Annotated in this window: 10 protein-coding genes; 4 read left to right on the top strand and 6 right to left on the bottom strand. The window is 62.0% G+C overall.

Annotated features, from left to right (window positions below; genetic code table 11):
• Positions 1-859: 859 nt before the first annotated feature.
• Positions 860-1,492 (top strand): ArsR family transcriptional regulator, encoded by a 633-nt coding sequence (locus tag ACQ4WZ_RS26645; protein WP_133993100.1) that lies wholly within the window; start codon positions 860-862, stop codon positions 1,490-1,492.
• Between the two features lie 76 nt (positions 1,493-1,568).
• Entirely contained in the window at positions 1,569-2,408 is an 840-nt protein-coding gene (locus ACQ4WZ_RS26650; RefSeq protein ID WP_436574889.1) for an HDOD domain-containing protein, read from the top strand.
• 73 nt (positions 2,409-2,481) lie between these two features.
• On the opposite strand, the gene ACQ4WZ_RS26655 is transcribed toward ACQ4WZ_RS26650, so the two are convergent.
• The 4 genes from ACQ4WZ_RS26655 to ACQ4WZ_RS26670 all read right to left on the bottom strand — a co-directional run bounded on the left by ACQ4WZ_RS26655 (position 2,482) and on the right by ACQ4WZ_RS26670 (position 7,061).
• The gene (locus tag ACQ4WZ_RS26655) at positions 2,482-4,293 is read right to left on the bottom strand and encodes a DUF885 domain-containing protein (protein WP_436574870.1); all 1,812 of its coding nucleotides are present in this window, start codon (positions 4,291-4,293) and stop codon (positions 2,482-2,484) included.
• A 136-nt stretch (positions 4,294-4,429) separates the two neighbouring features.
• Entirely contained in the window at positions 4,430-5,527 is a 1,098-nt protein-coding gene (locus ACQ4WZ_RS26660) for a M48 family metallopeptidase (protein WP_436574871.1), read from the bottom strand.
• Positions 5,524-6,690, bottom strand: coding sequence for an HPP family protein (locus ACQ4WZ_RS26665; RefSeq protein WP_436574872.1), 1,167 nt, complete (start codon positions 6,688-6,690; stop codon positions 5,524-5,526). The genes ACQ4WZ_RS26660 and ACQ4WZ_RS26665 overlap by 4 nt, the downstream gene beginning before the upstream one ends.
• Before the next feature lie 80 nt (positions 6,691-6,770).
• Positions 6,771-7,061: a DUF3349 domain-containing protein gene (locus tag ACQ4WZ_RS26670; RefSeq protein ID WP_101483560.1), complete on the bottom strand. Its 291-nt coding sequence runs from the start codon at positions 7,059-7,061 to the stop codon at positions 6,771-6,773.
• 165 nt (positions 7,062-7,226) lie between these two features.
• Between ACQ4WZ_RS26670 and ACQ4WZ_RS26675 the strand changes: the two genes are divergently transcribed.
• Positions 7,227-7,727 carry a thioredoxin family protein gene (locus ACQ4WZ_RS26675; RefSeq protein WP_436574873.1) on the top strand — a complete coding sequence of 167 codons (501 nt, stop codon included), beginning with the start codon at positions 7,227-7,229 and terminating at the stop codon, positions 7,725-7,727.
• Between the two features lie 6 nt (positions 7,728-7,733).
• On the opposite strand, the gene ACQ4WZ_RS26680 is transcribed toward ACQ4WZ_RS26675, so the two are convergent.
• Positions 7,734-9,740 carry a methyl-accepting chemotaxis protein gene (locus ACQ4WZ_RS26680; RefSeq protein ID WP_436574874.1) on the bottom strand — a complete coding sequence of 669 codons (2,007 nt, stop codon included), beginning with the start codon at positions 9,738-9,740 and terminating at the stop codon, positions 7,734-7,736.
• A 167-nt stretch (positions 9,741-9,907) separates the two neighbouring features.
• On the bottom strand, positions 9,908-10,405 hold the full coding sequence (locus ACQ4WZ_RS26685) for an Lrp/AsnC family transcriptional regulator (protein ID WP_436574875.1): 498 nt from the start codon (positions 10,403-10,405) through the stop codon (positions 9,908-9,910).
• Between the two features lie 168 nt (positions 10,406-10,573).
• Here ACQ4WZ_RS26685 and ACQ4WZ_RS26690 point away from each other — a divergent pair, with 168 nt between their 5' ends.
• Positions 10,574-12,601 carry an aminotransferase class V-fold PLP-dependent enzyme gene (locus ACQ4WZ_RS26690; protein ID WP_436574876.1) on the top strand — a complete coding sequence of 676 codons (2,028 nt, stop codon included), beginning with the start codon at positions 10,574-10,576 and terminating at the stop codon, positions 12,599-12,601.
• The last annotated feature ends 335 nt before the right edge of the window (positions 12,602-12,936 follow it).

A 12,936-nucleotide genomic window follows, 5' to 3' on the forward strand; every position in this document is an offset into this window, starting at 1 on the left:
CTGGCCAGTGAAACCACCGAAGAGCTGCTAGGCATCGAAAGCCAGCAACACCACGGCGACGAAGCGTAATTTACGCGGTCAGCTGACAAGAACGGCACCTTCGGGTGCCGTTTTTTTTATGCCTTACGGCGCCTTTCCACCGCACACGCAAGGAGAAGGCGGCGAGGGAAGTGGCGGAGTTTCAAGCCCCGCTGCTGGCCGATAAAGCCACCCTGGCCAGTGAAACCACCGAAGAGCTGCTAGGCATCGAAAGCCAGCAACACCACGGCGACGAAGCGTAATTTACGCGGTCAGCTGACAAGAACGGCACCTTCGGGTGCCGTTTTTTTATATCTGAACGATTAAGCAAGATATGTGCAGGAATAGCGTGGTACGCGGCAAGTCATGGTGGTGCATTGATAGATGGTAAAGCGTCATTTATATGCTGCATTAAAATATGGCTAGTATGGGTAAATGGAAAGTGCCTGATGCAATGAAAGTCATGTAGTTATTAGTGGCTGAGATTGTGAATAAAATCTATCTACCGGTATGCATGCTGTTTGGCTTTTTGAATAAATATGGCCAAGTTACTATTGCATCTGGCATGCCTGAATTGATGGACTAAATCCGGTGATGCGGTTGGCGCCAGAATGGCGCAGGCACGGTTTGCTATATCGGCCCGCTGTGCCCGCGTATCTGAAGTGAGCGCTCACAAAGAGATGTGGTCGCTGACCTTGTCACCCATTGCTGTGCCATCCCCACGTTGCTGCGCATGGGCCCGCCCAATTGCTGGTGACGGCGCATGCCGCGTTGTTGTGGCGTCACGCCCTATTGCCCTCGTCGCGCCAGTTTTCAGTTCATTCATGCTAAGATTTGGCGCATGATTGCCCAAGCCCTGTTCACTCCCGCCCAGCAAAAATTGCTGGGCTTGCTCTTTGTTCGCGTGAATGAAGGTTTTCATTTGAACGAGATCATGCGTCTGACGGGCCTAGGCAGTGCGTCTGCGCAGCGTGAACTGCGGCGTCTGCATGAATCTGGCCTGATCACTTCGGAGCGGATCGGCAATGTGCGGCGTTTCTGGCCCAACAAGGAAAGCCTCGTGTATCCCGAGTTGAGCGGGCTGGTCCAGAAAACCTTCGGCATCGTTGGCGTGCTCAGCGGGACCCTGGAACCTTTGCGTGCCCAGTTGCACCTGGCATTCGTGTCGGGTGCCACAGCGAAGGGACAGGACATGCCCGGTAGCGCCATCGACTTGCTGCTGGTGGGCGAAGAAGCCAATTATGGCGACCTGTTGACGGGATTGGCCCCGGCCGAGCGAACCTTAAGGCGTAAAATCAATCCCAACTTATATACGCTGGCCGATTATCGCCGACGTCTGCGTGAAGGTCAGCCATTTCTGTTGCAGGTATTGCAGCAGCCGAAGTTGTTTGTCATTGGCGATGAATCACTATTGCAGGCGCTGGCATTGCCGGACGCTTCCTTGCAAGCGAATGACATCCCATCTTTATTCTAAAGGCCGGGCCTGGCATTCAATTTCTGATGCATGAAATTGTTGGCTGGAAAAACATCTGAGGCGGATTAATCGTATGATGAATAAACTACAGGCTTTCGGTTTAATTGTTTCCCAGGCGGTGCGCGGAGAATTGACGTTTCCCACAAGTGTTAATTCCGCATTGCAATTGCAATTGGCCCTGGCTGAACCGGACTGCCATATCGACCATGCGATCAAGCTGGTATTGGGCGAGCCCTTGCTGGCCGCGCGCACGGTGGCGCTGGCCAACTCGGCCGTGTACAGCCGCGGCGATGCGGCGCCCGTGACCAGCGTGCGCGCCGCCGTCATGCGCATGGGTTACCGCAATCTGTATGCGCTGGTGGTGGCCATGGTGGTGCGCCAGTTCGGCAGCAAGATCATCGACCCCGTGCTGCGCCAGAAGGCGAACCAGTTGTGGGAGCACACGGCGCACGTGGCGGCGCTGGCGCATGTGCTTGCCCGCCGCGTGACGCACGTTGATGTCGACACGGCCCTGTTCGCCGGTATTGTGCATGAGGTGGGCGGTTTTTATTTGTTGTCGCGTGCCGATGAATTTCCCGGTCTGCTCGACGACGATGTGAATCACTGGATGGAGTCCGCCGAAGAAATCATTTCCCGCGAAGTCATGAAGAAGCTGCTGATCCCGCTGGCCGTGAGTGTCGCCATCGAAGGCTTGCGCGATGGCTTGCTGTCCATCCCGCCCGACTCCCTGCTCGACACCTTATTGTTGGCCAAGCAACTGTCGCCCGTGCCGTCGCCCTTGCAGGTGACCTACGTGGAAATGCTCACGCCTTCCGATTCCGTCATCGATTTCATTATCGATAACGAGACCCTGCAAAGCATCCTGGCCGAATCGGCCGAGGAAGTGCGCTCGATGAGTGCGGCGCTGCTGGTGTAGCTGAAAACGCCAGCGGCGAAAAAAAACGGCAGCGCCATCGAGGTGCTGCCGTTTTGATTTCAGGCGCTGCGTTTTACTTCTGCTGCGCGATCCACCGGTCGACCTTGGCTTCCAGCAGCTTCAGGGGAAGGGTGCCGTCGCCGAGCACCACTTCATGGAACTTCGGCAGGCTGAACTTGTCGCCCAGCGCCTGTTGCGCGCGCTGGCGCAGTTCGACAATTTTCAGCGAGCCGATCTTGTAGCCCAGGGCCTGGCCTGGCCATGCCATGTAGCGTTCCGTTTCGCTTTTCGCTACGGCGTCATAGCCGAGGGTGTCGCGCATGTACTTGATCGTTTGCTCGCGCGTCCACCCCTTGGTGTGCAAGCCCGTGTCGACCACCAGGCGCACGGCGCGCAGCATCTCGTCGTTCAAGTGGCCGAAATACTGGGCCGGATCGTCGAACAGGCCCATTTCCTTGCCCAGGGTTTCCGCATACAGGGCCCAGCCTTCCGTGAAGGCATTGTTGCCGCCGAAACGGCGGAAGTTCGGCAAGTCCATCTCTTGCACCAGCGCCAGGTGGAAATGGTGGCCGGGCTTGCCTTCGTGCAGGAACAAGGTGGTCATGCCCGTGTCGCCATACAGTGTGGGATCCGTGACGACGGACCAGAATACGCCGGGGCGCGAGCCGTCGGCGGCGGGCGCCGTGTAGTGGTCGGCGGCCGTGTCGCGGCTCAGTTCAGGTTCCAGGCGCAAGTCCAGCGGCGCTTTCGGCACCAGGGTGAACAGGGCGGGCAATTTGCTGTCGAGCAGCACGTTCAGTTTGCGGTAGACGTCCAGCACTTCCTGTTCCGTCTTGAACGGGCGGTATTTCGCCTGTTCCGACACCCACACGGGCAAGCCGGCAGCCGGACCGTTGTAGCCCATCTTCGGGCCCACGATCGCATATTGTTCCTGGATGCGCGCCACTTCCTTCAAGCCGATGGCGTGGATCTGCTCCGGTTTCAAATCCGTGGTGGTGCTGCTGGCCACGCGCGCCTGGTACCAGGCAGCGCCATCGGGCAGGGCGCTCCAGCCGCTGCTCGTGCGGCCGGCAGGCAGGTAGTCGCGTTCCATGAAGGTGGACAGTCGCTGCAGCGCAGGCATCAGCTTGGCCTCGATGATGCTGGTGTAGCTTTGTGTCAGGCGCGCCTTGTCCGCATCGGAAAAGCTGGCCGGCAAGTTCTTGATGGGCGTGTAATAAACGCTGTCCTGCGGCGTGGCGCTGACGAGTTTCTTGAATTGCGGCAAGGCCGATTCCGTCAGCGCCTTCGGCAGCACGATGCCCTTTTGCATGCCGACTTTCATGTTGGCGATGGCCTGGTCTATCCAGCCCGGCAATTGGCCGATACGGCTCAGGTAAGCGTCATACTCCTTGACCGTGGTCAAAGGCTGCGATGCCTCGCCGCCCGCATAATTGGCCAGGGTGACGGGCATGCTGTCCATCTGGTTCAGTGGCAGCAGGTATTCGGGGAAGCGTTCGAAGCTCAGCGCCGTGGCCAGTTCATAGTCGAGGATATCGTAGTTGATCTGGTCCTGGCGCGACAGCTGTGCACGGGCGATGGCGCGCAGGGTCTTCTGGTACTGGCGGTACAGGGCGAACTGTTTTGCGCGCGCGGTGGGCACGATGGCTGAACCGAGCTGGTCGTCAAAACGGTTGTCGCCGCTCTCGGTGGCATTGATCGGCTCGAAACGGGCCTGCGCATCGTAGTATTTGTCGGCCAGCACTTGCAGCTGATGCTTCGCTTGTGGCGCACTGACGGCCACGGTCTTGGTTGCGGGCTGGGCCGCTTGCGCCATGGGCGCGTGGGCGAGTAACAGGGAGATGGCCAGGGTGCCGAGGGTGCCGGCGGCAAAACGATGCTTCATGCGCGATGTCCTTTGTAAGGAGAGGAATGAACGGGGGCGTAGCGAGGTCGGGGTGGCCGCTCGCGAAGGAACAGCCGGGGCGTAAGCATACGCCATTGCCCAGTGCGTTTGGATAAATTGTCGTGAGGGAATGTTGCTATTTCGCCGTAGGCGGCAGGGCCGCTTTCATGGCCTGCCAGTGCTTGCTCGCCAATGGGACGCAGGCGGGGCAGGGCTTGCTGGCGATCAGGCTCTCGATCTGCTGGGCGCGCGCCGCCGTTTGCGGGTGCGAGGAAATCCAGCCCGGCGTCGCCCCCTTGTCCTTGTCATCAAGCTTCTGGAAAAAGCGCAGCATGCCATCGGGACGGATCTGCGCGCGCTGCAAGGCAAGCAAACCCAGCCGGTCCGCTTCCTCTTCCATGTCGCGGCTGAAATACAGGGTGCCGGCCTGGTGCGCCAGCATGGAGGCCACGGCGCTGATGTCGCCGATGGTCACGCCTACCAGTGCGCCCCAGCCCAGGCTGCTGATCATTTGCCGCAGCGAATGGCGCTGTTCCACATGCTGCACTTCATGCGCCAGCACGCCGGCCAGCTCACCCGGGGCGCCCGCCTGGCGTAGCAAGCCCGTATGCACGACGATGATGCCGCCTGGCATGGCAAAGGCGTTCACGGTGTCGTCCTGCTTGACCAGCCAGCGGTATTGGTAGCGCGAACCGGCCGTCAGCGTGCGGCCGATGTCCTGCACCGTTTGCTGTGCCGCGCCGTGCTCGCTGATGCCGCCCTGCGCGCGCACGTGCGCCAGGGCCAGTTCGCCCAGCTGTTTTTCCACCGACAGGGGAATCAATCGCGCCAGTGCGCCGACGGCATGGCCGCCTTGCCACCACAGCAGGGCAGAGGCGATGACGGCTGTACCCGTCAAACCGGCCAGCCAGCCCGACACTTGCCGCCGGTTGCGCTGGCGCTCCCCCCACAGGCGCTGCAGTTGCGGCTGCAGCGCGGGCGGCGCTTCCTTCAGGACGATGGCGATATCGCTCGCTGTCAACGGCTTGAGCGACGCCTGCCGGCCTTGTGCATCGAGCCAGTTCAGGAACAGTTCGGGTCCATCGATACCGCCCACGCTGACAAGCAGTTGCGCCACATCGACGGCGGAGCCGGGTGCATCGATGGCCAGTTGCGCGCCGAAAAAATGCGCGTTGACAATCGCGCCGGTGGCGCCGCCATCGGGGCCGGTCAGCAGTGCCTGGAATGGCGTCATGCGGCCGCCTCGGCGAAGCGGCTTTCATATAAGGCCGCCATCAGATCGGACTGGCTGATGATGCCAGCCAGGCGCTCTTCATCGTCAAGGATGGGAATATGGTGATAGCCGGCGTCTGCCATCAGGGGCACGAGATCCATGATGGGCGTGCCCCGGCGGGCCGTGTGTGGCGACGGCGTCATCAACTGGCCCACCACTTCGGGCTTGTCGCTGTGGGAAAAGCCGCTGCGCTGCAGCAGGCTGCGCAGGCGCTGGCGCATGCCTTGATAATCGTCGAGTCCGCCATGGCGCAGAAAATCCGTCTGCGTGATGATGCCGATGACCCGGCGCGCCCGGTTGACGACGGGCAGGGCGCCCACGTCGTGTTCGCGCATGGTGCGCCAGGCAACATCGAGCGGCGTGCCGAATTCCACGCTGAGCACGTCCTTCGACATGATGTCGGCGCAGGTGACGACGCCGAAGCGGCGCTGGTAGGCACGCATTTCCGTTTGCAGGAAGATCGCCTGCAAATCGTCGCGGCTGATGTCGAGCACTTCGCTGTGCTGGCGCAAGACGGCATCGAGGTCATCCGGCGAAAATCCCAGGCGGGTGCTGGGGATGTCATCCTTCGTGGCGTGCGGATGCGGTGCGGCCAGTTGCTGGGTGTGCGGGTAGCGGCGTCCCGTCAGGTTGTTGTACAGCACGGCGCAGGCGACCAGCACGGCTGAGTTGAACAGCACGGTGATGAAGACGAATTCGAAGCCGGCCGCATGCACGCTGGCGCCGCCGACCACGGTGGTCAGGGCCACGGCGCCGCCCGGCGGATGCAAACAGCGCAGGGCAAACATGGCGCCGATGGCCAGGCAGGCCGCCAGCGCCGCCACGCCCACGCTGGGCCCCAGCCATTTGACGCAAGCCATGCCCACCAGGCCGGAGACGACATTGCCGCCCACCACGGACCACGGTTGCGCCAGCGGGCTGGCTGGCAAGCAGAACAGCAGCACGGCCGAGGCGCCCATGGGTGCGATCAGGTAGACGCTGGCGCTATCGGGCGCCAGCAGGAAGTGGCAGATGAGTCCTGTCAGCAGCAAACCGCAGATGGAGCCCGCGCAGGCGCGCACTTGTTCGCGGCGACTGCCATTGTTCGGTTGCGGCAGCCAGCGTGCCAGAAAAGAAGTCGTCATGTGGGAGGGCGCGTTCGGGCCGCGTTGCTCAGTGTGAGCCCTGTATTATCCCATGCGTTCCATTTCGCTGCCGGCGGAGCCTAGTCCTCGGCGCAGACCGCTTGCAAGCCGTGCCGCTCCAGCAAGTGCCTGGTGGCCTCGATGGCGGAGGGCTCCGGTTTGCTGCTGACGCAGGCATAGATGTCATTGAGGATCGTCGCCGCATCCTTGCCCGTAACGGCTGCCATCAGCTCGACCAGGTTGCGGTCGGAAAAGTGTTCATACAGCAAGGCCAGCACGGCGAAATACGCCGTATCGGGCATGCCGCCGGGATAGGCGCTGCGCAGCATGTGCGCGGCGCCGGACAGCGTTGGGGGCAGGGTATCTGGCATGTGCAAGCGGCTTCTCCTTGGTGGCGCTTATACGTGCTTATACGTTTTCCGCATAAGCACAGTGCAATTAAATGGTGGATATTTCCCACAAGCAGGCATATTCTAGACAATCACGCCCGCTGGCAGCTGTCCAGCTGGCCCCACGATTTCTCCCAGGAGCCCTGCATGCGCTTTTCCCTTCTTCTTGCCAGCCTGCTGCTTGCCGGCACCGCTGTTGCCGCCGCCCCGACACCGGGCAACCCTGTCGCCACGCCGCATTTGCCGTATAACGCGGCGGCCGACGCCAAGGCCGACGTGGCCCGCGCGCTGGCCGAGGCCAAGGCGGCTCGTGTGCCCGTACTGCTGATCTTTGGCGCCAACTGGTGCGAGGATTGCCGCGCGCTGGACAAGGCCCTGAAGGAGGGCAAGAACGCCGAGTTGATGCAACAGCAGTTCAAGGTCGTCAAGGTCGACGTGGGCAACTTTGACCATAACCTCGATGTGGCGCAAGCCTATGGCAATCCGCTCAAAAAAGGCATCCCGGCTGCCGTGCTGGTCTCGAGCGACAACAACCAGGTGCTGTACGCCACCAAGGGAGGCGAACTGGCGAATGCGCGCCGCATGAGCGAGAGCGGTATTTATGACTTCTTCAAGCAAGCGGCGAGCGTGAAAGCACCGGCGATTTAATCGCCTTTAAAACTCTTCCCACGCATCGCTGGCCGGCGCTTTCGGGCGCGCGGCGGGGATCGCTGCTTTGACCATCGCCGGGCGGGACGGCTTGGCCAGCGTGGGCTTGCGGGCCGGTTGCTGCGGCGGCGCTGCATGCCCCGTTTCCTCCAGTTTGAAGACGCTGACCACCTGTGCCAGCTTGCCAGCCTGATCTTGCAAGGATTGGGCTGCCGCTGCTGCTTCTTCCACCAGGGCCGCGTTTTGCTGGGTCGCGTCATCCATTTGCGTGACGGTGGCATTGACTTGCGCGATGCCCTGGCTTTGCTCCTGGCTGGCTGAAGCGATCTCGCCCATCAGGTCGGCAACCCTCTGGACCGACACGACGATGTCCTGCATGGTGGCGCCGGCGGAGTCGACCAGTTTGCTACCCGCCTCCACCTTGCTGCCCGAGTCGACGATCAAGTCCTTGATTTCCTTGGCCGCCGCTGCCGAGCGTTGCGCCAGGTTGCGCACTTCTGTCGCCACCACGGCAAAGCCGCGGCCCTGTTCGCCCGCGCGCGCCGCCTCGACTGCAGCGTTCAGGGCAAGGATATTGGTTTGAAAGGCAATGCCGTCAATCACGCCGATAATGTCCGCGATCTTGCGCGAACTTTCCGTAATCGCGCCCATCGTCTGCACCACCTGGCCCACCACCTCGCCACCCTTGACAGCGTGGCTCGAGGCCGACACCACCAGCTGGTTCGCCTGGCGCGCATTATCCGCGTTCTGTTTCACGGTCGACGTCAGCTCTTCCATGGCCGCCGCCGTCTCTTCCAGGCTCGATGCCTGGGCTTCCGTACGGGCCGACAGGTCCAGGTTGCCCGAGGCGATCTGGCTCGATGCGCTGGCAATGGATCCGGTACTGTCGCGAACTTCGCGTATCGTCACGTTCAGCGATGCGACGAAACGGTTGAAGGCAGCGGCCAGCGCGCCGACCTCGTCTTCCGATTCGACGGGCATGCGGCGGCTCAGGTCGCCGTTTCCGCTGGCAATTTCGCTGAGCATGTCGGCCGCCCGTGCGACGGGGGCGGCGATGGCGCGGCTGATGACATAAATGATGCACAGGGCGATACCGCCACCCACCAGTCCGGCGATCAGGGCGGCGATCAGGGCTGACCGCGTGACATTGCCCAGCACTTCCGCTTCCGGCACTTCGGCCATTACATATAAATTCAACTCGGGCACGAAGGAGGCGGCGACGAACTGGCGTCCCGTCGGCGCGTCATAGGTGGCGTACGCATACTTATTGCCCGTCAGGAGGCTCTTGCTCAGGGCCTCGCTAAAGCCAGGCAAATCCTTGAGTGGATGCTTGCAGTCGGCCAGGGCCGTGTCGCGGTGCACCAGCAACACGCCGTTGGTGCGCGCCAGGTAGACATGGCCTGTCTGGCCGATCTTGTAGCTGCGGATGGTGTCGGCCAGCGCATTGATGGACAGGCCCAGGCCGGCCGCAATCTGTTTGCCGCCCGCCGTCTGGCCCCGCGCATTCAGGTACAGCATCAGGTCGCTGGAATGCTCCGCCTTGTCGATGTCGAGCGTATAAGCCTTGTCGCCGGCCAGCAAGCCATAAAACCACTGGTCCGCCGCCTGGTTCTTGTCCAGGGTGCGCAGCAAGCCCTCCGTGGTGAAGTATTTGCCCGTGCTGGCGGAAGCCCAATTGATCGAGGCGGCCTTGTTCTTTTCCTTGACCACCGCGGCGTAGCGCTGAAAGGTGGCGATGCCGCTGTCGGGCAAGCCAGCGTCTTCCCAGTCTTGCAGATAAACATCGTTGGCCATGGTCTGTACCACGGACAGGGGCTGGCTGATCTGGCGCAGCACGTCGTTGCGGATCTCGCCTACCTGGGCCGGCAGTTCCTGGCCGACGACGCGCTCGCGCACATAATCGCTGCTCATGCGCACGCTGAGGAAAGATGAGATCGCCATGAAGAGCAGCAGGCACAAGCCCATGCTGAACAGGAGTTTTTTCTGAATGGAGAGGCGGCGGAGCAGAGACATGGGAGACCTTGGAGGATGGCCTGCACAATGGGCAGACAGGGACAGACAGGCGGCCAGTATACCGGCCTGGCCTGGCGACACGCCGCACCATTACTGCTTTTCGTTCATCTATGTTGCATTGCGGCAACGCGATTTTCCATGTCTGTCCGGCATGGCCGGAAAACGCCTCAGGCAGGTAAGCCGTGGGCGATCAATTCCAGTGGCAATTCCGTGCTGCACTTGATTTGCTCCATGGAAAAGGCGGACGACACGCCCGTCAGTTGCACGGCCTTGATGAGTTTTTTATAGAAGGTATCGTAGCCCTTGATATCGGTGGTGACGACTTTCAGCAGGTAGTCGATGTCACCGCTCATGCGGTGAAATTCCTGTACCTCGGGCAGGACGATGACGGCGGCGGCGAAGCGGCGCAGCCATTTTTCATCGTGCTGTCCCGTGCGCACGCTGACGAAAACCGTGACGGGCAAGCCCACTTTTTGCCGGTTGACGATGGCCACGCGGCTCTCGATATAGCCCTCTTCCTCCAGGCGCTTGACGCGCTTCCAGCAGGGCGTGCTGGACAGGCCGATCTTCTCGCTGAGGGCGGCGATCGACAGGGTGCCGTCCTGCTGCAGGGCGGCCAGGATGGCGCAGTCGAATTTGTCGAGCAGGGTATTTGGTGAATTCATTTTGTTTTTCAGGTTTTTATGGCATAAGCATGCTACATAGTACCGTGTTTGCAGTGTCTTTTGGCATATCTTCACGGGAGCATGCCGGTAGACTATTCATACGTTCCAGCCGCCTGCGCTGCGTCCTTTTTAGCTGCGCCCTTTTCATAGAATACTCAGACTGCCATCATGAAAGAAATCTACCTCGACAGCAATGCCACTACCTGCGTGCTGCCCGCCGCCGTTGCCGCCGCCCGGCAAGCGATGGAGCAGGGCTATGGCAATCCCAGCAGCACCCATGCCACGGGTTTGCAGGCCAAGGCCATGATGGATGGCGTACGCCAGCGCGCCAGCCGCTTGCTGGGCGTGGGTGACGGCCGCTTGATGTTTAATAGCGGCGCCACCGAAGGCATTCAGACGGCCGTGCTGTCGGCCCTGTGCGCGCTGCGCGAACGCCGCAATGCGGGCAAGCGCATCGGCAGTCTGCTGCTGTATGGCGCGACCGAGCACAAGGCCGTGCCGGAAAGCCTGGCGCACTGGAACCGTTTATTGGGCCTGAACCTGGAAGTGCGCAAGCTGCCTGTCGACGCGCAGGGACGCCACGATCTGCAGGCGCTCGATGCGCTGATCGGCGATACGGCCATGCTGTGCACGATGGCAGCCAACAATGAAACGGGCGTCATCAGCGATTTGTCCGCCATCGCCCAGCTGCTGCAGGACCGCGGTGCGGACGCCTACTGGATGGTCGATTGCGTACAGGCGCTGGGCAAGCTGAAATTGAACCTGGCCGCCACGCGCATCGACTACGCGCCGTTCTCTGGTCACAAGCTGTATGCGCCCAAGGGTATCGGCATGCTGTACGTGCGCGCCGGCGCGCCATTTACACCGTTGATGATGGGCGGCGGCCAGGAAGCTGGCCTGCGCTCGGGCACGGAGAACATGGCCGGCATCGCTGCCTTGGGCGCCGTGCTGGCCGCCCTGGAGGATGGCAAGACTTTCCGCAGCCACGCGGAACTGGCTACTTTTCGAGAGCAGCTGGTGGCCAGCCTGGAGCATGCATTTCCCGGCATCGTGTTCAATATGCCGTTTGACTTGGCGCTGCCGACGACGCTCAATTTTTCCGTGCCTGGCTTGTCCTCGAAAGAGCTGCTGGACCTGTTCGACGCGGCGCGCGTGCGCGTCAGCTCGGGCAGCGCCTGTTCCGCCGCCAAGGCCCTGCCCAGTTATGTACTGGAAGCGATGCATGTGCCGCAATGGCGTGCCAGCTCGGCCATCCGTTTGTCGTTCGGCCCCCTGATTGACGCGGCAACCGTCGCATCCGCCTGCGCGCGCATTGAACGCTGCGGCGAGGCGCTGCGCAGCAGCTGTCTGCTGCCGTCGGCCCTGGCGCCATCGCCGCAGGACGGGGTGATCCAGCTGAGCGTGGACGGCCAATGCACCTGGCTGCTCAGCGACGCCGCCAGCGCCAGTTGTGTCGTCATTGATCCCGCCGCCGAACTCGTGCCGCGCCTGGCCGCTTTTATCCGCTGCCAGCACCTGGCCTTGCGCGCCATCGTGCACACGGCGGCTCCAGCCGACCACGGCGTGGCGCGCCTGTCGCTGCTGCAGGAACTCGCCATTGAACAAGTGGGGCGTGTCGATATCGACGGTGGGCTGGCACTGGGCCAGCAGCGCCTGCGCCAGATCGAGTGCGGTGAGACGCATGTTTACTTGCTGGGGCAGCGCTTCGCCTTTATCGGCAATCTGGCGCCCGACGCGCTGACGCCCTTGCTGGAGGCGGCGCTGGTGACGCCAGACACCGTACTGTGCGGCTCACGCGACGACGGCGGCATCTGCAGCACCGTACGCGCGGTGCGGGAAGGCATCGTGGCAGCTGCCGACCGGCAGCTCGATGCGGCCGCTTTGCCCGGTTTCCTGCGCCAGCATCCCGACGCCATCCTCGTCGACGTGCGCGAAGCATATGAACATGCGGCCTGCGCCGGCACGGTGTTCGAGGGCTGTGCCGTGCACAGCGTACCGCTGAGTCGCCTGGCAGGGCAGGTGGCCGCCTGGCTGCAGCAGCCACAGCGCCCCCTGATCTTTTTCTGCCGCAGCGGCAACCGCAGCGCGCGCGCAGCGGCCTGTCTGCGCCGCCTGGGCCATGCTGCGGCATGGCAACTCAACGGCGGCATGGCGATGGCGGAAGCGACACGTCTCCCGCTAGCCATCGCGGCCTGACGGGGCAGAAGTTCCTCCTTTGGAAGGTTGCACCGTGCCATTATTGGCACGGTGTCTCAGTTTATTTTCTCGCCTTCCTTTCCTGCCGGCATTTTTCTCCCCTGCCATTGGCTGATTTCTTTGCCTGCACGTCCCCAATGCCTCGGCTATGTACGCTAGCGCACGGTCTTGCGCGCTGGGCGGACCTACGATGAAGTTCAGAAAATCTCCCTATACCCTGAGATTCGTCGCAACGCTCCGGCGCTTCGCTTTCCGTCTTCGCCAGTGTCCGATCGTTTTCTTCCAGACTCGGCCGGCGTGATGGCGGCCGCTGATTGCCTGCGCGCACCTAGCGA

Source organism: Janthinobacterium darwini, assembly GCF_051380905.1.
Lineage (GTDB): Bacteria > Pseudomonadota > Gammaproteobacteria > Burkholderiales > Burkholderiaceae_D > Janthinobacterium.

Excerpts from the sequence above, each read along its gene's own strand:
- ACQ4WZ_RS26685 (WP_436574875.1), bottom strand. The coding sequence starts at position 10,405 with ATGAATTCACCAAATACCCTGCTCGACAAATTCGACTGCGCCATCCTG.
- ACQ4WZ_RS26675 (WP_436574873.1), top strand. The coding sequence starts at position 7,227 with ATGCGCTTTTCCCTTCTTCTTGCCAGCCTGCTGCTTGCCGGCACCGCT.
- ACQ4WZ_RS26690 (WP_436574876.1), top strand. The coding sequence starts at position 10,574 with ATGAAAGAAATCTACCTCGACAGCAATGCCACTACCTGCGTGCTGCCC.
- ACQ4WZ_RS26655 (WP_436574870.1), bottom strand. The coding sequence starts at position 4,293 with ATGAAGCATCGTTTTGCCGCCGGCACCCTCGGCACCCTGGCCATCTCC.
- ACQ4WZ_RS26645 (WP_133993100.1), top strand. The coding sequence starts at position 860 with ATGATTGCCCAAGCCCTGTTCACTCCCGCCCAGCAAAAATTGCTGGGC.
- ACQ4WZ_RS26680 (WP_436574874.1), bottom strand. The coding sequence starts at position 9,740 with ATGTCTCTGCTCCGCCGCCTCTCCATTCAGAAAAAACTCCTGTTCAGC.
- ACQ4WZ_RS26660 (WP_436574871.1), bottom strand. The coding sequence starts at position 5,527 with ATGACGCCATTCCAGGCACTGCTGACCGGCCCCGATGGCGGCGCCACC.
- ACQ4WZ_RS26665 (WP_436574872.1), bottom strand. The coding sequence starts at position 6,690 with ATGACGACTTCTTTTCTGGCACGCTGGCTGCCGCAACCGAACAATGGC.
- ACQ4WZ_RS26650 (WP_436574889.1), top strand. The coding sequence starts at position 1,569 with ATGAATAAACTACAGGCTTTCGGTTTAATTGTTTCCCAGGCGGTGCGC.
- ACQ4WZ_RS26670 (WP_101483560.1), bottom strand. The coding sequence starts at position 7,061 with ATGCCAGATACCCTGCCCCCAACGCTGTCCGGCGCCGCGCACATGCTG.